Genomic DNA, 22,963 nt, shown 5'->3' on the forward strand with positions numbered 1-22,963 from the left:
GTGTCGTCAGAATTTGATATTGGCTTGCAAGGCGATACTGCGCGGGCGTTCGAATATACCATTATAGGCGACGCCGGTACCCCCGGTAATCGTTGTCGAAAGTGGCAGGTTGCCAGCGGTGGTCAAGATTCGCTCGTTGGTCAGATTCTTGCCGATCAGGGCAAGGCTCCAATGATCATCCACTTCACTGAGCGAAATTCGAGCACCCATTTTTACATAGCTTGCTTGGCGGGTCCGCGGATCCAGATTGGCCGCTGCTATAAAGCTGCTGGAAAAGTCAGCGTTTAAATTGATCCCCAGTTTGAGAGAGTCCGTCAATTCATGCCTGAAATCTCCGTTCAGATTGCCCGACCATTTGGGGGTCAACGCATTGCGCTGTCCAGAATAGTCGCAAAAGCCACCCGGTCCCGGGGTCTGTTGGAAATAACATTGGCCTTGGGGAAAGTTGGTGAATTCGAAATCGAGATAGGCGATTGCGCCGCTCAGCGTGAAATGTTTGTCGACGGCCCAGCGCATGTCCGCCTCAATGCCTTGCGTCGTCGCACCGGCGGCATTGCGAACGTTGAAACCCAATACACCATCAAAGATATTTACCTGCAAATCTTTGTATTTGGTTCGATAAAGGGACAGATTTAGAGCAAAATTCCGCGTGTCATATTTGAGTCCCGCTTCGATATTGTCTGCCCGTTCATCTCCAAACTGAAATGCGCCCGGTGTCGCAACCGTTGTCGAGCCGGGAAGTGCGTTCGACCGGATATCGAATCCACCTGCCTTTGTCCCGCGTGCAAAGGATGCGTAGAACATCAGTTCGTTGGTGATATCATATTGGACATTCGCCATCGGGTTGAAGGAGTTTTCACTCAATGAACCGCTGATACTATGCGCTTCGATATTCAAGGCCCGGAATGTGGCGGTCACGGCAGCAAGTGGTGAGGCGTTCAAAGGGCCGACGCTAATGGCAAGTTCCCGGTCGCCGCTTTTTTTCTCATGATTGAAGCGGGCGCCTGCGGTTAGCCGTAGCGAATCGGTTAGCGATATTTCACCCTGCGCAAAGGCGGAAATCAAATCCGACTTCTGCGAGTAAACCCGGTCATTGGACGTATCGCCGATCGCCGCAAAAGCCGTTGCCAGGAAAAAGGGAGAGAATTTGACCTGATCCGTCGCGTCGAGTTTGCTGTGCTGATAATAAACGCCTGCGATATAATTGAATGGATTGTCGCCCGGGGACGCGATCCGCAGTTCCTGGGAAAACTGGCTGTAATCTTCCGTCTGGTTGGTGCCATCGAGAAAGTTCAATTCAATAAAATCAACATCCAATAGCTCCCGGACGCTATAATCGAGATATCCGGTTGTCGAGGTCAACGTGTGATCGCCGATCTCGTAATCGACATTCAGCACCGCATTGAAAATCTTGTTGCGACTTTCATAGCCTCCGTCTGCCCGGACATTGTCAAGATCGGTTTCAACCGCAAGAGGTCCTGAAAAAATCGCAGAATAAGTTCCAACTGGACCAAATGCTTCCCGCGGCTGGCCTTTGGTCTTGAAGTCGGCATATTCCAATTTGACGTTGGCAGATAACGGGCTGTCGCCTTCAAAGCTCAAGATTCCGCGAACAAATGCTTCACGCACATTCGGCTCGTTTCGATCTTGCAAGGTGTTAAAGACATAACCGTCCATATCGCGATAATAGCCGACTACTCGCGCGCCGATGTTTTCCGATACCGGGCCGGATAATACGCCTGTTATCTGGGCTTCATTATGATTGAATTCGTATAACGCCTTGAGCGACCCTTCAAATTCATCGGAGGGTTTGCGGGTGGTTACGTTGACAGCGCCGGCGATGGCGTTTTTGCCGAATAAGGTCGGCTGAGGACCGCGCAGCACCTCGACCCGTTCCAGATCGACAAGTGGCAGACGACTGAGTTGGTCTCGTCCATAGTAGATATTGTCAACGAACATTGCGACTGATTGTTCGAAACCCTTATTGTCACCCGATGCGATGCCGCGGATCGCGATGCGATTGGCAATTGCGGTCTGGGTTATCTTGAGATTGGGGATTGAAGAAGAGACTTCCTCGAGGCTGGTTTGCCCGTAGGAGTCAATCTTCTCGCCTGAGACTGCGCTGATCGAAATCGGGACGTCAGACAGGCCTTCGGCGCGTTTCTGTGCGGTAACGACAATGACATCCAATCCCCCTTCCTCTTGCGTATCCTGTGCGAAAACCGGCGTGCTGCATAAAGCAAAGGACAAGGCTATGGCGGTGCTGTTTAATATATGTGATTTCATCAGAATCCCCTCCCAGGACATTTTCATTTAACGTTGTCTTTATATGCAAGTTACTTGTATCTGTATCGGTATTCCGAACATCCAGTTCATTACATCCACCCGATGCCATAAACTGTATTTCAACCAAAAACCCCGCAGACAAACTAACCTAATTCCCTTTGTTATCGCAATTTTCTCAAAAGGAGCTTGCCATAACATATCACCGATTATAAGGTATGTTTAAACAAGTCAATACTGCAAATTCAATGCGCATTGGCGATCACAAAAGGGGGGCAAATGCACTTCGCATCCGATCAAAATCTGACGCTGCCTGCAATCGCAGCGCCAATGTTTCTAATATCCGGACCGGAAATGGTGATTGCCGCATCCAAAGCCGGGATTATCGGGGCCTTTCCGACCCCCAATGCCCGCACATCTGAAATATTGGATGACTGGATGGCGCAGATCACAACAACTCTTGCGGCCGAGCCGAATGCTGCGCCTTGGGCCGCCAATCTGGTTGTTCACCGATCCAATCCGCGTCTGGCGGAAGATGTTGCCTGCGTCGTCAAATATAAGCCGCCACTGGTCATCACGGCGTTGGGGAGCCCGGCCGAAATTATCGAACAGGTGCACAGCTATGGTGGTCTGGTTTATGCGGACGTCAATTCCGTTGCGTTTGCGCGCAAGGCCGCCGCAGCCGGTGTCGATGGACTTGTTCTGGTAGGCGCTGGTGCGGGTGGCCATACCGGCCAGATTGCCGGTTTCGCCTTTGTCGAAGAGGTCAGAAAATTCTGGGATGGCGCAATTGTTCTGGGCGGCGCCATTTCCAGTGGTCACGCGATCCGAGCAGCCGAAGTGCTCGGCGCAGACCTTGCCTATCTGGGAACATCGCTAATTCCCTGCGAAGAAAGCCTGGCTGTGCAGGAATATAAGCAGATGGTGCTCGATGCCGGTGCCGAGGATATCATACCGTCCAACGCCATTACCGGCGTGACGGCCAACTGGCTGAAACAAAGTCTGATCAATGCCGGACATGATCCCGACAATATGGGTGGTCCGGGCAAAATCAATTTTGCCGATCCCCAAAATGACAGAAAGGCCTGGAAGCACGTTTGGGCTGCGGGGCAGGGCGTCGGCGCGGTGACGCAAAACGCGCCGATCGCTGATATCATCAGCCGGATGGGGGCGGAATATGACGATGCGATAAAGCTTCCCGCTTTCGGTCGCAATGCAGGAGACGACAATGACCAAAGGTGAAGTTTTTATCCTCGGCGGTGCGCAGACTGATTTTGCGGCCAATTATGCGCGCGAAGGCAAAGGCATTTTTGACCTGTTCCGCGACGTCACCGAAGATGCATTTGAAGCATCCGGCATCGAACCCAAAGACGTCGAAGCGGCCCATGTCGGTAATTTTGTTGCCGAACTGTTTGCCGGACAGGGGCAACTCGGTGGTTTTCTGGGTCATGTTCATCCCGATCTTTCCGGTGTCCCGGCATCGCGCCATGAGGCCGCTTGCGCATCGGGCAGCATCGCGATGCTGGCGGCGAGCGCGGAAATAGAGGCGGGGCGTTATGGGCTGGCCCTCGTTATCGGGCTGGAACTCATGCGCAATGTACCGGGCCAACGGGCGGCAGAACATCTCGGCGCAGCCGCTTGGACGGGTCGTGAAGCGAATGAAGCGCGCTATTTGTGGCCCTATATGTTTTCCGAGCTGGCGGATGAATATGGCGAACGCTACGGTCTCGATGCGGCCCATTTGCGGGCGATTTCGGAAAATAATTTTTCCAATGCCAAGCGAAATTCCAGAGCACAGACCCGCGATTGGAAAATCACTCCCGAGCATTTTGCGGATAATGATGAGTTTAATCCGCCGATCGAAGGATGCCTTCGCAAATCAGATTGCGGGCAGGTAACAGACGGAGCGGCGGCGATTTTCCTGGCCTCGCGCGAATATGCGGAAGCCTATGCCCGACGGCGCGGGATATCGCTCGACAGCATTCCCCGTATCAAGGGCTGGGGGCATAGTACTGCACCAATGCTATATCGGACAAAAATCGAGGAAAGCCGCGACAGCGCCTATGTCTTTCCGCATGTCCGCAGCGCGATGATGGATTCCCTGAAACGCGCAGGAATGTCCGATATCTATCAAGTCGACGGGGTCGAAGTGCATGACTGCTTTTCGATCACCGAATATATGATCATCGACCATTTCGGTATTACTCCGCCGGGCGAAAGCTGGCGTGCGATCGAGGATGGTACGATCAAGCTTGGCGGCAAGCTGCCGGTCAATCCGTCCGGTGGGCTTATCGGTCTGGGGCATCCGGTTGGCGCTACTGGCATCCGTATGGCGCTGGACAGCGCCCGACAGGTCACCGGCGATGCGGGCGATTATCAGGTGGAAGGTGCACAGAATTTTGCGACATTCAACGTCGGTGGCAGCGCGACGACTTCGGTCAGCTTTGTCATCGGGACATAGCGTCACAAGATCAGGATTTCAGGAGATTGAGCAATAGCATGAGCAATTCTACATATATTTATGATGCGGTGCGCACGCCACGCGGCAAAGCAAAGGCCGATGCGCCACTGGCACAGCTCTCTCCGCAGGAATTGATCAGTCAACTGCACACGGCGTTGAAAGACCGTAATCAAGGCGCACTGGAAAACCCTGATTCCCTTCTTCTCGGTTGTGTTGGTCAATTTGGTAGCCAGGGCGGGAATATTGCGCTCGTGTCAAAATTGCATGCCGGCATTCCCGATAGTGCGTCGGCCAGCACCCTGAATAATTATTGCGCATCGGGACTGACGGCAATCGGCCAGGCGTTTGAATCCGTAGCCTCCGGCAATGCCAAAGCGGTTCTGGCTGGCGGTGTTGAAATGATGTCTCAGGTTCCCTTCATGGGCGACAAGGCCAGCTATTATGATGATGATCGTTTCCCCGCCAGAACCCGATATATCCCCGTTGTCCTGGCAGCTGATCGATTGGCGCAGAGGGAGGGGATCACAAGACAGCAGCTCGATGAAGCCGCGCTGACTTCACAGCAGAAAGCCGCCGTTGCCCAGGATTCCGGGGCGCTTCAGAAATCCAGAATAGCGATTAAAAATGCCAATGGGTCGGTTGTGCTGGATCGGGATGAATGCGTTCGCGGTAAAACCACTGCGGCATCGCTTGCATCCATGGCGCCTGGTTTCGGTGAACTGGCGACACATTATGCCGAGGCACTGGGTGACGAAACCTTTGATCCTATCCACACCATATCGCACGCACCACCCATATGTGACGGTGCGGGTCTCGCTTTGGTCGGTGGTGCCGGACTGGGCGAGGGTGAGCCGCGCGCCCGGATTCTGGCCTATGCGGATTGCGGTGCCGATCCGGCGGCGGCACTCACAGCCGGCTTTGCATCCATGGAACGGGCGCTGGAACGCGCGGGGCTATCGCTGGAACAGATAGACCGGATCGAATTCATGGAAGCGTTCGGGGTCACTATCGCAAAATTTCTGCGGGATTATCCGGTCAATCCAGAAAAGGTCAACGTCAGCGGCGGTCATATCGCAAAAGGCCATCCTCTCGGAGCGAGCGGAGCGATATTGATTTCGTCACTGCTGGATTGCCTTGATGAGGCGGATCAGAAAATCGGAATGGTTGTGGTCAGCGGGGCGTCCGGATCCGGCGGCGCAATGATTGTAGAGCGTCTGAACTGACCGTCGGCCCCACGTGATATTGAAACAGGAATAGGAATACGAAATGACCAAATCGCTGTCAGAACTGGTGTCACAGCATCAAGAGCTGATTGAAAAGGCAGTGGATGCCGTCAACACGCGCCGCAACTGGAGTCCGTTCAAGGATTCTCCCAGCCGCAAATTTTATCCCGAAGGCAGGCCTGAAGAGGGCAAGGCTGCCTTTGAAGCAAGGATCGGACAGAAATACGAAATTGATCAGCCTGGCATCACGGGTTGGACCGGGGCAGAAGTGTCACCCTATACCGGCAAACAACTCGGCATCACCTATCCCCTGAGTGATCCCGATATACTGGTGGACAGCGCGAAGACTGCGATGGCCAGCTGGGGCAGGACCACTGCTGAAGAGCGTATTGCCCTGTGTCTGGAGATGGCGCTGCGGATCTACGATCGCGGTTTTGAAATGGCGCACAGTATCATGCACGTGGCTGGGCAAAGCTTTACGCAAGCCTATAGCGGCAGCGGACCCAATGCGCTGGATCGCGGTATAGAAGCACTGGCCTATGCGGCAAAGGCGATGAAGGACGTAGCGCCGTCGGGGACCTGGGAACGGCGCTTCGGCGCAGATGACATTGTGCTGGAAAAAAAATACCGGATGGTGCCGCGCGGCATAGGCCTGGTCATTTGCTGCGCTTCATTTCCGACATGGAATGCCTATCCCGCGATGTTTGCCAGTCTTGCCACCGGAAATCCGGTGATCGTAAAACCGCATCCGATCGCAATTTTGCCGATTGCGATCGCCGTGGAAGAATGCCGTGCAGTTCTCGCTGATTTTGGTTTTGATCCCAATCTGGTAACGATGGCCGCGGATACGCCTGAAGAGCCTGTGGCCCAGAAATATATCGACAATCCGCATGTCCAGATCATCGATTTCACCGGCAGCCCGCGCTATGGCGGCTATCTGGAAAAGACCGTCACCGAAAAACTGCTTTATACTGAAACGGCGGGGCTGAATTCGGTAGTGATCGACTCCACCGAAAACCTCGCTGAAACCGCGAAAGCCATAGCGCGTGGAACCTGCCTGTTCTCGGCGCAAATGTGTACCAGCCCGCAAAACATCCATATCCCGAAATCCGGTATCATGACGGCCGACGGGCATGCCAGCTTTGACGATGTTGCTGCGGCACTGGTTTCGGCGGTCGACGATATCGCTAACGCGCCTGCGGCTGCGGCCGGTGTGATGGGGACAGTGCAGGCTCAGAACAGCGTCGATCTCGTCTTGGATCTGATGGAGCGCCTGGACGGGCACGAGGGCGCGCAAGTCATTCGCAGAGCGTCGCCCTATGTACATCCTGATTTCCCGGATGCGCGCACCTTGACGCCGCTGATAGTGACACTTGAAGCAGGCAATGAGGAAATATACAGTGAAGAGCATTTCGGCCCTGTGCTGTTCATCATTGCCGCTGAAGATGCCGAGGGTGCCGTGAATGACGCGACCCGTCTGGCCCGCCAACATGGGGCTATTTCATCCTTTCTGTATTCAACCGATGCAGATTTTGTTGACTGGGCGGTTGAAGAATATGTCCGCAGCGGGATGAATCTCACCATCAACATGCACGGCGCGATGTGGATTAACTTTGCCGCTGCTTATAGCGATTATCATGTCACCGGGCTGAACCCTGCCGGCAATGCCTGTCTTGCGGATCTCGCGTTTGTCGCCAGCCGGTTCCGCATTGTGCAATATCGCCAGCCTGCATCATCTGTCGCTTCAATCGCGGCTTGATGGGTATGACAGGATCGGGATTTATTCTTAAGGAGCAGTTCTGATGAGCGGCCTGCTAGAAGGCATCCGGGTCCTTGATTTCGGTCGCTATATCGCCGGCCCTTTTTGCGCGACGCTGCTCGCCGATCTGGGCGCCGATGTGATCCGCGTCGAAAGGCCGGAGGGGGGAGAGGACCGTTACACGGTGCCGGTCACTGCGGAAGGCGAGGGTGCCTATCATATGCAGATTGGCCGCAACAAGAAGGGCATGACGCTCAACCCGGCGAAGCCCGAGGGCCAGGAAATCCTTCGCCGTCTCGTCGCAACCGCCGATGTCGTCATCGTCAATCTGCCGCCACCTGCACTCAAGAAGCTCGGGTTGGACTATGATTCATTGCGGGCGATCAAACCGGATATCATTCTGACCATGGGGTCTGCCTTTGGTTCCACCGGGCCTTATACGTCGCGCGGCGGTTTTGATACGGTGGCGCAGGCTATGTCGGGCGCCATGTATCTCAGCGGCACGCCTGGCAAGCCATCGAAATCCTTCGCGCCTTATTGTGACTTCGGTACCGCTTCGCTCAGCGCCTTTGGCACGCTGGCTGCGATCATCCACAGGATGAAAACCGGGGAAGGACAAATAGTCGAGGCATCGCTGCTGAATACCGCACTGACCTTCAACAATGCTGCGTTGATCGAGCAGTCTGAATTGCAGCTATGCCGTGAGGGCACGGGGACAAGGGGGCAATATAATGCACCGACTGATTCTTATCGGACGAAGGACGGCTGGATCATGGTCCAGATCGTTGGTGGCGGTTTGTTCAAGCGCTGGGCCGATATGATCGGGGAAGATCACTGGTTGTCGGACGAACGTTTCGCGACCGACCAGTCGCGGGGCGATCACGGTGAAATTATCGGCGACCGGATGCGTACATGGTGCGAGGACAGGACCAACGAGCAGGCCCTTGCTACACTGGCCGGAGCGGGTATTCCGTGCGGGGAATTGTTGAGTCCGCAAGAAGTGCTTGAAAATGAGCATGTAGTTGGAAGCGAGGCTTTTCAGCCTGTTGACTATCCGGGTCTGCCCTTACCGGCTCCCTTGGCCCGGCATCCGGTGCGATATTCCGAAACGCCAGTGGATGATTTTGCCCGCGCACCACTGCTCGGTGAACATACGGATGCGATAATGGCAGAACTGGGATTTGGCGCGGAAGAGATTGCCAAGCTGCGAGGATTGCGAATTATCTAGTCAGCCAGAAAGCGCACCGGAAGCGATAAGCGAAATTCTGGCCACGAACTCATGAGGTCATGACCTGGTTAAAAAGCGCTGGAATTCCACGTGGTACTGACACGGGAAGTGAAAGTGATTGTAGGTGACAGCATGGGAGTTCACGAATCGTTCAATGAATCCATCAGGGAAATAATCTCGCGATCTTCTGTCTGGGTGAAGTCCCTATAAAAGGCTCCGACAGCGCCAAAATCGGCGGGAACATACAAGCACATGATTTCGTCACACTGGCTTTCTAATTCGTCCAGCGTCGATTGCGGCGCAACGGGAACGGCAAGGATGATCCGTCGGGGCCGGTTTCTACGGACACCTTTGAGCGCTGCCTTGATCGTGCCTCCCGTCGCTATCCCGTCATCGACGATAATGACGGTTCTGCCAGCAAGATTGACCGGTTTCCGGTCGCCGCAGTATATGTGTCGGCGACGTTCGATTTCCTTGAGTTGCCGTTGCAATTCAGCACGGATATATTCAGGACTTGGTGCAATCTGCCGGACAATATCGTCATTCATAACCAGATGGGGATCGGCTCCGTCAACAACCGCACCAATGCCATATTCTGGCCATCCCGGCGCACCGATTTTGCGAACCATGAGCAAATCCAGTTCAGCATCCAACGCTTTGGCGATTTCATAGGCAACAGGAACGCCGCCGCGGGGCAGGGCCAATATTACCGGGTTCTCGGCGACCTTATCTGTCAGCCTGGCCGCCAATTGCCGACCGGCATCCCGCCGATCTGCGAACAATCTGGTCATCTGTTCCATTGTTATTCCTTTGATGGGATCATTTGAAATATGCGCCAAACCATGCGCTGGCGTGGACAATCACTTCTTCCAGCGTTCCCGGTTCTTCAAACAAATGGCCCGCACCGTTGATGATTGTCATCCGCTTCGGTGCCGGGATTGCATCGAAAGCCTGTTTGTTCAGTCCGATTACCGGTCCATCGCGACTTCCCACCAGAAGCAGAGTGGGCGTCTGGACATTGCTGAGCCATGCGCCGGCAAGATCGGGGCGACCGCCGCGCGAGACGATCGCCGCCACTTCCGGTTCATCACGGGCAGCAGAGACCAGAGCGGCACCGGCCCCAGTACTGGCTCCGAAATATCCGATCGGCATCTCCGCAGCAGACCACTGCTCCCGCACCCACTGGGCCGCCATGGACAGGCGCGAGGCGAGCAGGCCGATATCGAAAACATTGGCCCGGTCCTGTTCCTCTTCTGGCGTCAGCAGGTCCAGCAGCAATGTCCCGAAACCATCGTCGCGCAGCGCGGAGGCAACATAATTATTACGAGGACTGAGTCGCCCACTGCCGCTGCCATGGGCAAAAATGACCATACCGCTTGCGTTGGGCGGAACTCCAAAAATTGCCTGCAGTCCGATTGGCGTAATATCTATTTCCGTCGGTTTGATTTCTTCAAGAACATGCTCGGTCATATTGCTTTCCTTACAGGCCGAATGGATAGGTTTCGGGGGCACCATGTGGCTTTTCGCGGCCAAGCGGCGTGACGGCTTTGGTGGTTTCAAACCAGACATAGGCGTCAAACTGGTCTGCCAGAATCGCTTCAAAATAGTGGCTGGCAAGTTCGGTGTCCGGGCGATAGACGACGCCGATTGCGCGTTCGAGCAGGGGCTCGCGCAACATATGGGCAAATTTCTGTTTTTCCCGTCCGCGCCAGTCGGTGAGCGAGCGGGCATAACCGGTCAGGCGAAAGGCATGCTCATAGCTGTCGGGCCTGGCCGGACGGACTGTCTTGATCTGCATATCAGCGCCCCAGTCGCTGGCAGCAGCGACCGTACCGTTATCAGTGCCAAAGCCGATACAGACAGCGTCATCACCATAGGCGATCCGGGCGAGCTGTCCGATGTTAAATTCGCCGCGCCAGCCCATTGCGGTTGCCGATGCATCGCCAATATGAGAATTATGGGCCCAGACAACGGCCTTGGTGCCAACGCCGCGATGGGCAATAATAGCCTGCAGCGTTTCAAACATATGCCGATCACGCAGATTCCAGGATTCTGGGCCGCCTTGATAAATGGCACGATAATAACGTTCGACCGCGGCCACGATTTTTGCATTTTGTGCGGCATCAAACCATTTCTCGCCATCATTTTCGATATATTTCAAGCGCTTGAAAAAGAGCTGATGTATTTGTTCGACCGCTGCATCTTCGCAGGGATGCTGTTGGCCATGGATCACGGCTTTGCCATATTCTGTCGGATGATCCTGCCAAGGCGTCAGACAGCCATAGCGCCAACGGGCCCGGGCGGCTTCGTCCGGATCGACGGCATCAAGATATTCCAGAACCGCCGCGATCGACTCACTCAGGCTGTAAACGTCCAGACCGTGAAACGATGCTTGGGCAAAATCTTTCTTGTCTTCGTTATAATGACGGAGCCAGTCGGCGAACGCCAGAACCTCCTGATTGCGCCACATCCATGTCGGAAAGCGCACGAAACTCTCTCCGCTGCGCGGTCGGGGGGCATGGTGGCGGACATAGCCGTCAATTCTTGCGGCATCGGGCCAATCTGCTTCGACCGCGACAACGGTAAATCCGTGTTTTTCGATCAACCGCCGGGTTATCGCCGCGCGGGCATTATAAAATTCCGATGTACCGTGCGTGGCTTCACCGAGCAGAACCACTTGCGCGTCGGCGAACCGGTCAAAAAATTCTCCAAATTCGTCATATTTTTCGGGTGGCGGGAGGATTTCCGCATGGTCTCGTAATGCTGCTATCAGTTCGTCCGAAGCGACGCGAGATTCCTGGCGCAATTTGGTCGGTTTGTTCATCAGTCCGTCCTTGGTTCTGGATTTGGTGATGGTGGCCATTCGGCAATGGGCTGCCAGTTCTAGTCCCGCATGATCGGTCTTTCATGCAGAATTGAAGAACATTGCGCTGTTCTTCAGTAACGATATTTGATGGATACAGATGTTTTCCGGACGCTGCATTCGTGGATTCTAAGTAATGGAGGAGCCATGTCCGCGGCCAGAAATGCTGTTGCCATGACTATCTGATCGTCCGCAATCTCAGCGCTGACTCCCGGTTTCAAGCCACCGAACGGATCCATTCTCTTGTAGAAAAATATTATGATTTCATCAGTTTAGCGTTACTGACGACCCTGAATCGTGCCGTGAAGAATATGGGGATCATGTCTCTGATATTGGAACTCGTACGCTGGACGAGGATAGTATGGTAGAGGTCTGCAAGATGTCTGATATTAGTATTTTCCCGTGCTTGCGCGCGCTACCGTTCGATGTGACAATATCATCAGATTCCAGTCCTTCCCGATGCACAATCTCAGGATAAGCTATGACGATCAAAACAGTCCCTTCTGCCCCATTTGGAGATCAGGAACCTGGCACTTCGGGTCTTCGCAAAAAGGTGCAGGTGTTTCAGCAACCCAATTATGCAGAGAATTTCATCCAGTCTATCTTTGACGTGACGGATGACAAGGCCAACGGAACCATTGTGATTGGCGGTGACGGTCGGTACCACAACCGTATTGTCATTCAGCAAGCCATCCGGATTTCCATTGCCAATGGCTTCAGGCGGATTCTTGTCGGCCAAGGCGGGATACTTTCAACACCCGCCGTCAGTCACCTGATCCGAAAGAACAAGGCGGTCGGCGGCCTGATCCTTTCCGCCAGCCATAACCCCGGTGGTCCGGACGGGGATTTCGGCATCAAATATAATATTTCCAATGGAGGGCCTGCCCCGGAAAAGGTGACGGAGGCTATCTACGCCCGAACCAAGACTATCGATCGCTGGTTGACCGTGGAGACGATCGACATCGATTTGGACAGGCAAAGCGAAATTTCGCTCGCAGGCGCTTCTGTGCAGATTGTCGATCCAGTGGCCGACTATGCTGCTCTCATGGAGACATTGTTCGATTTCGATGCCATTCGAACAGCAGTGAACAGCGGTTTCACAATGGCTTTTGATGCTATGCACGCGGTAACCGGACCCTATGCAACCGAAATTCTGGAGAATCGCTTGGGATTTCCTCCTGGTACCGTTCGCAACGGAATCCCCCTTGAAAATTTTGGTCATCAACATCCCGATCCTAATCTGGTCAATGCACGGGAACTTCATGATTTGATGATGGGGCCACAAGCTCCGGATATTGGCGCTGCTTCCGATGGGGATGGTGATCGGAATCTGATCATTGGCAAGGGATGTTTCATTGCACCCTCGGATTCGCTCGCAATGCTGGCAGCCAATGCGCATCTGGCACCCGGATATGCCGCGGGTCTCAAAGGCATTGCGCGTTCCATGCCTACAAGCGCCGCTGCAGATCATGTTGCCGAAGCGCTCAATATCCCCTGTTTCGAGACGCCGACCGGATGGAAATTTTTCGGTAACCTGCTTGACGCCGACATGGTGACGATCTGCGGAGAAGAGAGTGCCGGGACGGGTTCCAATCATGTCCGCGAAAAGGACGGGCTTTGGGCCGTATTATTGTGGCTGAATATCTTGGCAATCCGCAAGGTTTCGGTTGAATCTCTTGCTCAGGATCACTGGACCCGTTTTGGACGAAATTATTATGTGCGGCACGATTACGAGGCAATAGAGCCCGCCCGGGCAGAAGCATTGATGGCGGAACTCGACGGCTCGCTCGGATCCCTGCCGGGCACCAAATTCGGCCCGCTGACAGTGGAGGCGGCTGACAACTTTTCCTATGTTGACCCGGTCGACGGGATGGTCAGCGATAATCAGGGGATTCGCATTTTGTTTGCAGGCGGATCGCGGATCGTCTTCCGCCTTTCGGGTACAGGTACAAAGGGCGCTACCCTGCGCGTCTATCTCGAACGCTATGAACCTGCAGAAGGCGAAATAATTGGTCAGACTTCAGAAATGCTGGCGGATCTGATCGCGGCGGCCGATGATTGCGCCGGCATTGAGCGGCATATAGGCCGCACCGCTCCCGATGTTGTAACCTAGGCACGGCGTCCGGGCCGATATTGTAATATGCCGGACAGAGCCTGATAATGTCGCAGAGCGGGCCAACTAAGCAATTGCCCTTATTGATATCCCGGCCAGATTTCCCTCAATTACACCTTATGGCAAGTTGAACCGATCCGGATATTTCGAGCTGTGCGGTCGCACCGCCCCCGAGCCAGAGCTTGTAATATGGTTATGGCATCGGTTGAGGCAGATGTGATCCAGGTCTTTGGTTAGCGTAAAGGGAATATCAAATGAGCAGCAAGACCCAGGAAATAGTGAGTCGTATCCGCGATCTGGAGGTGGAGCTGGAAAAACAGATCAATCTGGAAAAAGAGCGACTCAACCAACGCATCGCGAAAGGCGGACATGAATTTGATCGGGACATGCTTCGTTTTCAGAAGTCATTGCGCGTCGGAATTTTCCGATATTTGAAGCGGGCGCAAATTCTCAATATTTTGACCGCTCCGTTCATATATGCGCTGATCTTCCCTTTTATATTTTTGGATCTTTCCGTCACAATTTATCAAGCGGTCTGTTTCCGGGCCTATAAAATCGATCGTGTCCGGCGTTCCGATTATCTGATTTTTGATCGCCAGAAGCTTCCCTATTTGAATCTGATAGAGAAGATCAATTGCACCTACTGCAGCTATGCAAACGGGGTGATTGCCTATGTCCGGGAAGTGGCGGCACGGACGGAACAATATTGGTGCCCGATCAAACATGCGCGACGCAGGCAAGGCGCGCATGCGCGATATCGTCTGTTTGAGGAATATGGGGATGGTGATAATTACCGGTCGGGGCTGGCGGAACACCGGGATGCACTGAACCACGACCAGAAAACCGAGTAGAATCGACCGTCGGCAACCGGCTTGTCGCAAATCGGTGCCATTGCAATAACCTAATGCAGAGCGGTCGTCGCCCATTGGACAATGGCAGACGTTGGCATTGCTCCTGCGGTTCTGGATAGTTCCCTGCCCTTGGAAAACAATATAAGCGATGGTATCGAACGGATATGGAATCTTGCGGCAATCGCCTGCTCGGCTTCGGTATCCAGCTTGCCCAACCTTACCCTCGGCTCAAGCTGTTTCGCGGCGGCGGCAAATGCTGGCGCCATCTGACGGCATGGCCCGCACCAGCTCGCCCAGAAGTCCACCAGCAACGGTATGTCGCTCGCCGCTGAATGCTTGTCAAAATTGGCGGAGGTCAAGGTCACGGGTTGGCCCAGAAAAAGCGCCTTGCCACATCTCCCGCATTTGCCGTGATCATTCAATTTGCTGGACGGAACACGATTTGCTGTGTTGCAGGTGGGACATATGATTTTCATGGTTTCGGTCATATCGTTGCCTTTCCTCTACCGCGTGATCGTACCTGAGATAAATATGTATTGTACCTGATCGGCCCTTCTTCGCCTGCACGATGTCATTGCCTGTTCGCATCCCGCCAGAAATTCGCGACGGAGGATTGAACGGCGTCAAAATGATGAGACGGGATTGCAACAATTCTGCAATTTTTCTGTGACCCGAACTCGTGGAAATTACGTAATTACAAGATGCTGACCTTGTTGTCTGGAGACTGTATCCTCAGTGATGAACGCAATGCTATCCCTCCAAGGAGTTCAGGTCTTGAAAAATCAATATCAATGCTTGGTGCTTCGGCAGCGGCAATAGCGGCACGGATGAATAAAATATGATGCCGCAACTCGATAAGCTGGAAGGGGACATGTCTGCCGTCAAGCGACGGTTTTTGGGTTCAACGCCGGTGCAAGGATATATGCGCAGCGCAATCCGTTGGAACGCGATGATCATTACAGCGGTGCCGCTGATCGGTTGTGCCTCACCGGGATATGATAACGTCGCTATGAAAGCGGCGATGGTGCTCCCCGAAGCCTATTTCGCTCAGGACGATTCCTATATGGAGCCCGAAGCGCTGGCCAGCTGGTGGCAGAATTTTGACGATCCGATACTGGGCGATTTGATCGAACGGACGCTGGTTGCCAATAATGACCTTGCCGAAGCGCGGGCGCGGCTGGCTGCGGCGCGCGCCGGCGTTCGCGTAGCCCGCGGTGCTCGTTTGCCGAGCTTGTCAGCAGGGGGATCGGTCAATCGGCAGGAGATGATCAGGGGAGATGGTGTCGAATCGACCGGTTTCCAGATTGGTCTTGATGCTGCATGGGAAGCAGATGTTTTTGCCGGATTGCGGGCATCGGAAACCGCGGCGCGCGCCAGCGCCCAAAGCAGCGAGGCATCGCTTTACAATGTTCAACGCACAATCCTGGCGGAAGTCGCGCTTAATTATATTGATCTCCGCGAAGCGCAGGCCCAATCGACGGTTACGAAAAACAATCTGGCGATCCAGAATGATAATCTGCAAATTGGGCAATGGCGATACCAGGCGGGACTGGTCAGTGCGCTTGATGTGGAGCAAGCCCGTTCGCTGCGCGATCAAACAGCGGCACGGGTGCCCGTTATTGAGCAGGCGATTGCAGCCGCGATAAATAATATCGATGTCCTTGCCGGCCAAAATCCGGGCAGTAGCATCGCTGAACTCACCCCAGTGCGCCCGATCGCCATCGGGCCCGATGATATTGGTACAGGCCTTCCCGCCGGGTTGCTGCAAAGGCGTCCTGATATCATTATGGCAGAACGAAATCTGGCCGCCGAAAGCGCGCTGATCGGTGTGGCTGAAGCGGATCTATATCCCCAATTGCGACTGACAGGGTCGTTGAACAGCAGCAGCCTTTCTCTTGGCGGGCTGATGGATAGTGTGATTGGCAATCTGATCGGCAGTGTTACCGCGCCGATTTTTCAGGGGGGACAGATACGCGCCCGGATCGACCAGCAAAAAGCCGATGCAGCGGCGGCGCTGGCAATCTATCGCGGAACAGTGCTGACTGCTCTCGGTGATGTTGAAAATAGTCTGGTGGCTGTCAAACGATCACGGGAAAGGGAAGCATCGCTGAAAACGGCTGAGCAGGCCGCACGGGAAACTGTGCGAATGTCCGAGATCAACTATCGCAATGGTTTGAGCGACTTCACCGTCCTGCTCAGTGCGCAACGCGATCTGCTCACAGTCCAGGACAGCCTTACATCTGCCACTGCTGCGCGTGCCACTGCTGCAATTCAGCTCTACAAGGCTCTTGGCGGGGGCTGGAATATGCCGGGCGTCGAGCCAAGTCCTGACCAATTCTCCGATAATGAACGGATCAAGCCATGACAGACGAACCAAGTGACCCCCAGGAAACCGGGGCAACCGAAAGTCTGGATGAATTCCTCGGCGACAGCCAGGCAGGTGGAATCAGCAAATGGTGGCGCTGGACGCTGATCTCTCTGGTGATGTTGGCGGGTGCGCTTTTTATCTGGTGGTTGAGTAGCGGAGATAGCGGTCCACGTTACGCAACGGCAACGCTGGAACGCGGCGATATTCAGGTTGAAGTAACCGCCACCGGCAATCTTGCACCGATCAATGAAGTGTCCGTTGGTTCCGAATTGTCCGGACTGATTACCGAAGTCTTTGTAGACGTGAACGACCGTGTTGCCAAAGGCCAACCACTGGCACAAATAGACATGGTCAAGTTGCGGGACGCAATCCAGATCAGTCAGGCGGCTCTTGATTCTGCCCGGGCCAGTGTTCAGCAATCCCGTGCTACTGTTGCCCAAACCCGGCAGACATTGGACCGGCAGGAAGAAGTATGGCGGCTGTCCGGCGGCAAAGTTCCGTCGCGCACAGAGCTCGACACTGCCCGCGCTGAATATGCGCGCGCGCTTGCCAGCCTCGCGTCCGCCAAGGCAAGCGTAAGCAGCGCCGCGGCACAGCTATCGTCGGATCGCAACAATCTGAGCAAGGCGACAATCCGCTCATCCGTCAATGGGGTTATATTGTCGCGCGAGATTGAACCGGGACAAACCGTGGCCGCATCTTTCAGTACGCCAACGCTTTTCAACATCGCCGAGGACCTTTCCGTGATGGAGCTGGAAGTCAAGGTTGACGAGGCCGATGTCGGTCAGGTCAAGGAGGGGCAGAAAGCAACTTTCACGGTCGATGCCTGGCCCGGAGAGGTCTTCCCGGCGACCATCAAACGGGTAAACCTCGGTTCCAATTCCGCGACATCAACATCCTCTACCTCTACCGTAATATCTTATGGTGCGGTCCTGTCGGTGCGGAATGATGACCTGATATTGCGGCCTGGCATGACGGCAACCGCGACCATTGTCACCAGCGAAGAGAAAAATGTATTCCTTGTACCCAATGCGGCACTGCGTTTCACGCCGACGGCAGACTCAGAAACGGAAAGCGGTGGCGGAATATCGATGTTGCCCCAGCGGCCCCGAGGGCAATCAACCCAGGAAAGCACGATCGGGCGCGGGTCCACCCAGATGCTCTACATTCTCGGCCCGGATGACCAGCTTGAAAAGATTTCCGTAACCGCCGGGGCAAGCGACGGCACCCGAACCATCGTTACCGGTTCCAAACTGCAGGAAGGTGCGAAGATTGTTACGGGCGCACTCGCGCAAAGCGAATGACGCGGCTCATTGAACTCCGCGGGATTACCAAGGTTTTCGGCCAAGGGCCGAACGCTTTTCAGGCCCTTCGCGGTGTTGATCTTGATGTGGACAGGGGCGATTTTATCGCTGTGATGGGCCCCTCGGGTTCCGGCAAATCCACAATGATGAATATTGTCGGATGTCTGGATGTCGCAACCACGGGTAGCTATCGTTTCCATGGCCATCAGGTTGGAAGCCTCAATAATGATCAGCGCGCACATTTACGCCGTCGGTATATCGGTTTTATCTTTCAAGGGTTTAACTTGCTTGCGCGTACGAGCGCGCTGGAAAATGTTGAATTGCCGTTGCTCTATCGCGGTGAGAAACGTGCGGTCCGGCGTGCGGCGGCTATGGCAGCGCTTGAAAAGGTGGGGCTGGCGCCTTGGGCCACCCATACATCGGGAGAATTGTCCGGCGGGCAGCAGCAGCGCGTGGCTATTGCCCGTGCCATTGTGACCGAACCTGAAGTGTTACTGGCTGACGAACCCACTGGTAATCTCGACAGCGAAACGTCGATAGAGATTATGGAACTGCTTGCTGATTTCAACAGCAACGCCGGGATCACGATCATGATGGTGACGCATGAACCCGAAATGGCCGAATATGCCCACAGGATCATCCGCTTTCGGGATGGTCTGGTAGACAATGTCAGCGACAAAGCGGATCGGGTGTAATGCTGGGAACAACTTTTCTGCTCGCGCTCAAGGAAATTCGCCGGCATCTAATGCGTTCATTTCTGACGACGCTGGGCGTGATTATCGGGGTGGCCTCGGTCGTAACAATGGTGTCGCTCGGCAACGGCGCGACCGCCTCCATCGAAGCGCAGATTTCGAGCCTTGGGACAAATTTGCTTACCGTACGACCCGGCCAGGGCATGGGCCGCGGCGGCGGTGATTCACCGGCACAATTCAAGGAAGACGATGTCGATGCCGTCCGGACACAGATTGGCGGTGTTGAATATGTTGCGCCGCAGACGACAGCGTCGGTAACCGCCATCTATGAAGCACAGAACTGGTCAACAACGGTAACCGGTACAACCAATGATTATTTTGCGGCTTCGCAACTGGAACTTGCCGAAGGACGTATCTTCAGCGAGGCTGAAGAAACGGCTGGCAAGTCCGTTTGTGTTATCGGTGAAACCGTCCGTTCCAGCCTGTTTCGCGATGATGAGGCGATCGGCCGCAAAATCCGTCTGAATGATATCAGCTGTCAGGTGATCGGCCTGCTGACAAAAAGAGGACAGTCCGGCTTTGGGCTTGACCCGGACGATCAGGTCATCATGCCGATCAAGACGGTGATGCGGCGGCTAACAGGCAATCAGGATGTGATTGCATTCCAGGTTGCCGTTGACCCTGCATATGACAGCACGGCGGTAAGCGCGGCGATTGCAAAATTGCTGCGCGAACGACGCAACCTTACGTCCGGCTCTGAAGATGATTTCAATATTCTCGATTCCAAGCAGTTGTCGGACACGCTGTCCGGAACCACCCGGACATTGACCTTGTTGCTCGGGGCGGTCGCAGCGGTAAGCCTGATTGTTGGCGGTGTCGGGATTATGAATATCATGCTGGTCTCGGTGACCGAGCGCACCCATGAAATTGGTATCCGGCTTGCCATCGGCGCGGTGCAGCGAGAAGTGCTGTTGCAATTTCTGGTAGAAGCCGTGGTCTTGTCTTGCCTTGGTGGGATCATAGGGCTGATCCTGGCCCTGATTGCCACAATAGGCTTATCCTCACTATTTGGCCTGCCATTCATATTCAACGTGCAAATCAACCTTCTCGCCTTCGCCTTCGCCGCTCTTATCGGTGTTGTATTCGGCTATTTTCCGGCCAGGCGCGCCGCTTCACTCAATCCGATCGATGCCTTGCGGCATGAATGAATGACATGTGATGATCGGCTAGGCCCGAAACACCGGCGTCGAAAATATTGACGTCAGCCCAATATTTTCATCATTTCCGGAGTCCTTACTCAAGCCATTTTGCTGCCGTGCGGGCACGGCAAATTTTCGCGGACTAAGGGGCTTTACGGATATCGGTCGGCCAGCCCCTTTCACTATAGACAAGGTTCAAACTGATGAAAGGACTTCCCGTGGCCCAAAGTGAAAGCCTCAGTTCAAATCCTGCACCTGTAGAGCCGATAAAGCCGGACCACGCCGTTGTTGTCAGCGATGCTGTTCCACTTATCACGCGCTCCGGATTCGAGTTTCATGTACGGTCGGTAAAGCCTTCCGACAAGGAAGCGCTGGCAGAATTTTTTACCCATGTATCAAAAGAGGATCTGCGTTTCCGCTTTCTCTCCGCTGTACAGGAAGTGCCCGGATCCCTGCTGGACATGCTGGTGAATGTAGATCATGAAAACAAGGAAGATTATATCGCGTTTGATATTGATGACAAAACGATCATCGCCAGTGCTATGGTCGGTGCAAAAAATGACAAATCGGAAGCCGAAGTCGCGATTGTCGTGCGTAGCGACTACAAACATCGCGGGCTGAGCTGGACGTTCCTGAAATATGTTATCGAAGAAGCGCGCCGGCGCGGCATCAAGAAGTTGCAGTCTCTGGAAAGTCGCGACAATTACGCGGCGATCGAACTGGAAAAGGAAATGGGTTTTTCCGCCCGTACTTGTCCGGGAGATTCAACGCTTATGCTGTTGGAGTTCGACCTGACCGTCAACCAGCCAAAGTCGTGATCTGAAAGCTATCGCTCAGTCGGCTCTTGTTCCGAACCGTGCGAAGACCGCCGGTGTCATATGAACATAGCGAGCAATATTTGGCGCTGGTGAGCTAGCTGCAATCGATAAAGCCAATCGCGTTGGACCGCCATCTCAGTGTGGCTCACCCTCTCTCTTCGTGATTTTCCCGAAGGGGAGGTGAGTCCAGGCGTTGCATTTGATGTCACGAGATGACGGTCGGCAGATTAATTCATTCGGGAATTATTTCGCAATCGCGGCGACCTGGAATTCATCGGTATCGAAGCCGTCCTCACCAAATTGGACAGAAAGCGCCCGCGTCTGAATTTTTGGTCCCGTTGCTCCCCGGATCGCTGCAAAGCCGGAACCATCGAGGGTTACCCGCTCATTCCCGATATTGACGGTAACCCCGCGCAAGCTGTTGGGACTATAGCGCACTTCCAGATCATAACCGTTGGGGGCATTGCAATATTCGCGCAATTCACCCAGGCGGACCGTATCATTGGTAAATGATATCCCGGTCGGATTATAACCCACCGTACAGGCTACGGGAACAAATGCCCTTAGATTGAAGCTCATTGAATCGCTTGCGATTGCTGCGGATGCGGATGCTACAGCTACCGTTGCTGCGACCATCCCAGTCAGTTTCTTGACCATTGCTTTGCCTAACTTTCGTTTTTGATAAACGTGTTTTGGCAGAAGCAGTTGAAAGTTACGTCAATGGTTAGAGTTAACAAACCCTTCACCATTTGAAAGCGGCAGCGGAATCCCGGTATCAACCGTGTTGGGCGTGGTATCGCGATTCAATAAACAGAAAATCGACAAGCCTTCGGGTTTGTGAAGTGGCCCGGCAAGCGATCAGTCGTTCGTTCGGGTTTCAGCGTGCGGTAATCGAAACCGAAATGACATCGCTGTACACCCCGGCGCGTTTATTCGAGACATCACCGATGATGAAGCGAAATGGCAAGGAATCACGGCTGCCGCGGGATCTCTCTGGCTCAATCGTCCCGGAAACCGTACGGGTTCCACTGAGGTTGAAGCTCTCGTTACCGATCGCGACAGAATAGGGGACGAACCATTGCGTTGAACCCAGACGGAGTTGTCCGGAATTGGCTGATGTCACGCTGATATCATATTCACCCGTGCTGTTGACGCGAAGCTGTAGCGGTACCGGTGCGATACCTTGTTTCAGTTCGCCGAGATTGACGACGGCTTGTCCGTCGCTCATCCGGTAGGCGCCGGCCAGACCGATGCGCGCGGACGGCAATACGGTGATACCCAATACCAGCGAGGAGCCTCCCAGCGACCGGAAATCACGATCCTGGGCTTCCAGCGTCACATCTTGCGTGAATGTTCCCGCCGCGCGTACATCGGTGGGGTCCACGATAAGCTTGTACATGATGGAGCGCGATTCTTTGGGCTGGACCACGATTTCACGCCGCGCAGCCAGGCGCTGGGACCGGCCCGAACGTGGTGTCACGTCGTGCGTGTCGGTCAGGTTCAAAAGCGCGTAGCGGACCGGCTTGCCCATGCCTTTTGACAACCCGAATGGCGGTTGTCTCAGCTCGAATGTTGGTGTGAACCGGCATTCGGCGCCTCCTTCATTGACAAAGGTAACGCCGAACGTGCCTTCGGGCATCGCGTCAGCGAAAGGGTCGAAGCCGGTGATGATCCAGCTTGCCGGTGTCGGATTGATGCGGAGCTGGCAGTCTGTGGATTGCGCAGCCGCGCCAGAAGTCTGTGCCAGGGCCGGTGCGGCCACGGAAGCGGCAACAAAAGTCAAAAATGGGCGCAGCATGAG

General features: G+C 54.5%; 19 protein-coding genes. 12 read left to right on the top strand and 7 right to left on the bottom strand.

The features are described 5' to 3' along the window. Positions 1–6: 6 nt before the first annotated feature. Entirely contained in the window at positions 7–2,286 is a 2,280-nt protein-coding gene (locus tag ACN0VD_RS06385) for a TonB-dependent receptor (RefSeq protein ID WP_417592804.1), read from the bottom strand. Between the two features lie 276 nt (positions 2,287–2,562). On the opposite strand from ACN0VD_RS06385, the gene ACN0VD_RS06390 reads away from it, so the two are divergent. Genes ACN0VD_RS06390 through ACN0VD_RS06410 form a run of 5 tightly spaced genes read left to right on the top strand, consistent with a single transcriptional unit; the run spans position 2,563 to position 8,954 of the window. Then, the gene (locus ACN0VD_RS06390) at positions 2,563–3,525 is read left to right on the top strand and encodes an NAD(P)H-dependent flavin oxidoreductase (protein WP_417592806.1); all 963 of its coding nucleotides are present in this window, start codon (positions 2,563–2,565) and stop codon (positions 3,523–3,525) included. Continuing rightward, positions 3,512–4,744: an acetyl-CoA acetyltransferase gene (locus ACN0VD_RS06395; protein ID WP_417592808.1), complete on the top strand. Its 1,233-nt coding sequence runs from the start codon at positions 3,512–3,514 to the stop codon at positions 4,742–4,744. Before ACN0VD_RS06390 ends, ACN0VD_RS06395 begins: the two co-directional genes overlap by 14 nt. 38 nt (positions 4,745–4,782) lie before the next feature. Continuing rightward, the gene (locus ACN0VD_RS06400) at positions 4,783–5,967 is read left to right on the top strand and encodes an acetyl-CoA C-acyltransferase (RefSeq protein ID WP_417592810.1); all 1,185 of its coding nucleotides are present in this window, start codon (positions 4,783–4,785) and stop codon (positions 5,965–5,967) included. Between the two features lie 43 nt (positions 5,968–6,010). Continuing rightward, on the top strand, positions 6,011–7,726 hold the full coding sequence (paaN, locus tag ACN0VD_RS06405; protein WP_417592812.1) for a phenylacetic acid degradation protein PaaN: 1,716 nt from the start codon (positions 6,011–6,013) through the stop codon (positions 7,724–7,726). A gap of 43 nt (positions 7,727–7,769) precedes the next feature. Beyond that, positions 7,770–8,954: a CaiB/BaiF CoA transferase family protein gene (locus tag ACN0VD_RS06410; protein WP_417592814.1), complete on the top strand. Its 1,185-nt coding sequence runs from the start codon at positions 7,770–7,772 to the stop codon at positions 8,952–8,954. A gap of 140 nt (positions 8,955–9,094) precedes the next feature. Here ACN0VD_RS06410 and ACN0VD_RS06415 read toward each other — a convergent pair whose 3' ends face one another. The 3 genes from ACN0VD_RS06415 to ACN0VD_RS06425 are packed head-to-tail and all read right to left on the bottom strand — an operon-like array spanning position 9,095 to position 11,778. Then, entirely contained in the window at positions 9,095–9,754 is a 660-nt protein-coding gene (locus tag ACN0VD_RS06415) for a phosphoribosyltransferase (RefSeq protein WP_417592816.1), read from the bottom strand. 19 nt (positions 9,755–9,773) lie between these two features. Next, positions 9,774–10,424, bottom strand: coding sequence for a dienelactone hydrolase family protein (locus ACN0VD_RS06420; protein WP_417592818.1), 651 nt, complete (start codon positions 10,422–10,424; stop codon positions 9,774–9,776). Positions 10,425–10,434: 10 nt separating this feature from the next. Next, complete coding sequence (locus tag ACN0VD_RS06425) at positions 10,435–11,778, bottom strand: erythromycin esterase family protein (RefSeq protein WP_417592820.1); 1,344 nt, start codon at positions 11,776–11,778, stop codon at positions 10,435–10,437. A 520-nt stretch (positions 11,779–12,298) separates the two neighbouring features. Here ACN0VD_RS06425 and ACN0VD_RS06430 point away from each other — a divergent pair. Both ACN0VD_RS06430 and ACN0VD_RS06435 read left to right on the top strand, forming a co-directional pair. Further along, entirely contained in the window at positions 12,299–13,930 is a 1,632-nt protein-coding gene (locus tag ACN0VD_RS06430; protein ID WP_417592822.1) for an alpha-D-glucose phosphate-specific phosphoglucomutase, read from the top strand. A 254-nt stretch (positions 13,931–14,184) separates the two neighbouring features. Further along, entirely contained in the window at positions 14,185–14,781 is a 597-nt protein-coding gene (locus tag ACN0VD_RS06435) for a hypothetical protein (RefSeq protein ID WP_417592824.1), read from the top strand. Positions 14,782–14,831: 50 nt separating this feature from the next. On the opposite strand, the gene trxC is transcribed toward ACN0VD_RS06435, so the two are convergent. Beyond that, entirely contained in the window at positions 14,832–15,269 is a 438-nt protein-coding gene (gene trxC, locus ACN0VD_RS06440) for a thioredoxin TrxC (RefSeq protein ID WP_417592826.1), read from the bottom strand. Between the two features lie 350 nt (positions 15,270–15,619). Between trxC and ACN0VD_RS06445 the strand changes: the two genes are divergently transcribed. The 5 genes from ACN0VD_RS06445 to ACN0VD_RS06465 all read left to right on the top strand — a co-directional run bounded on the left by ACN0VD_RS06445 (position 15,620) and on the right by ACN0VD_RS06465 (position 21,162). Then, positions 15,620–17,146, top strand: coding sequence for an efflux transporter outer membrane subunit (locus ACN0VD_RS06445; RefSeq protein WP_417592828.1), 1,527 nt, complete (start codon positions 15,620–15,622; stop codon positions 17,144–17,146). Next, positions 17,143–18,453, top strand: coding sequence for an efflux RND transporter periplasmic adaptor subunit (locus ACN0VD_RS06450; protein ID WP_417592830.1), 1,311 nt, complete (start codon positions 17,143–17,145; stop codon positions 18,451–18,453). The genes ACN0VD_RS06445 and ACN0VD_RS06450 overlap by 4 nt, the downstream gene beginning before the upstream one ends. Further along, on the top strand, positions 18,450–19,148 hold the full coding sequence (locus ACN0VD_RS06455) for an ABC transporter ATP-binding protein (protein ID WP_417592832.1): 699 nt from the start codon (positions 18,450–18,452) through the stop codon (positions 19,146–19,148). The genes ACN0VD_RS06450 and ACN0VD_RS06455 overlap by 4 nt, the downstream gene beginning before the upstream one ends. After that, complete coding sequence (locus tag ACN0VD_RS06460) at positions 19,148–20,353, top strand: ABC transporter permease (protein ID WP_417592834.1); 1,206 nt, start codon at positions 19,148–19,150, stop codon at positions 20,351–20,353. Before ACN0VD_RS06455 ends, ACN0VD_RS06460 begins: the two co-directional genes overlap by 1 nt. A 194-nt stretch (positions 20,354–20,547) precedes the next feature. After that, complete coding sequence (locus tag ACN0VD_RS06465; RefSeq protein ID WP_417592836.1) at positions 20,548–21,162, top strand: GNAT family N-acetyltransferase; 615 nt, start codon at positions 20,548–20,550, stop codon at positions 21,160–21,162. Between the two features lie 243 nt (positions 21,163–21,405). Here ACN0VD_RS06465 and ACN0VD_RS06470 read toward each other — a convergent pair whose 3' ends face one another. Continuing rightward, on the bottom strand, positions 21,406–21,819 hold the full coding sequence (locus ACN0VD_RS06470) for a hypothetical protein (RefSeq protein ID WP_417592838.1): 414 nt from the start codon (positions 21,817–21,819) through the stop codon (positions 21,406–21,408). A 220-nt stretch (positions 21,820–22,039) separates the two neighbouring features. Continuing rightward, entirely contained in the window at positions 22,040–22,960 is a 921-nt protein-coding gene (locus ACN0VD_RS06475) for a hypothetical protein (RefSeq protein ID WP_417592840.1), read from the bottom strand. Between the last annotated feature and the right edge of the window lie 3 nt (positions 22,961–22,963).

The sequence above is a fragment of the Parasphingorhabdus sp. genome (assembly GCF_048267785.1).
GTDB lineage: Bacteria > Pseudomonadota > Alphaproteobacteria > Sphingomonadales > Sphingomonadaceae > Parasphingorhabdus.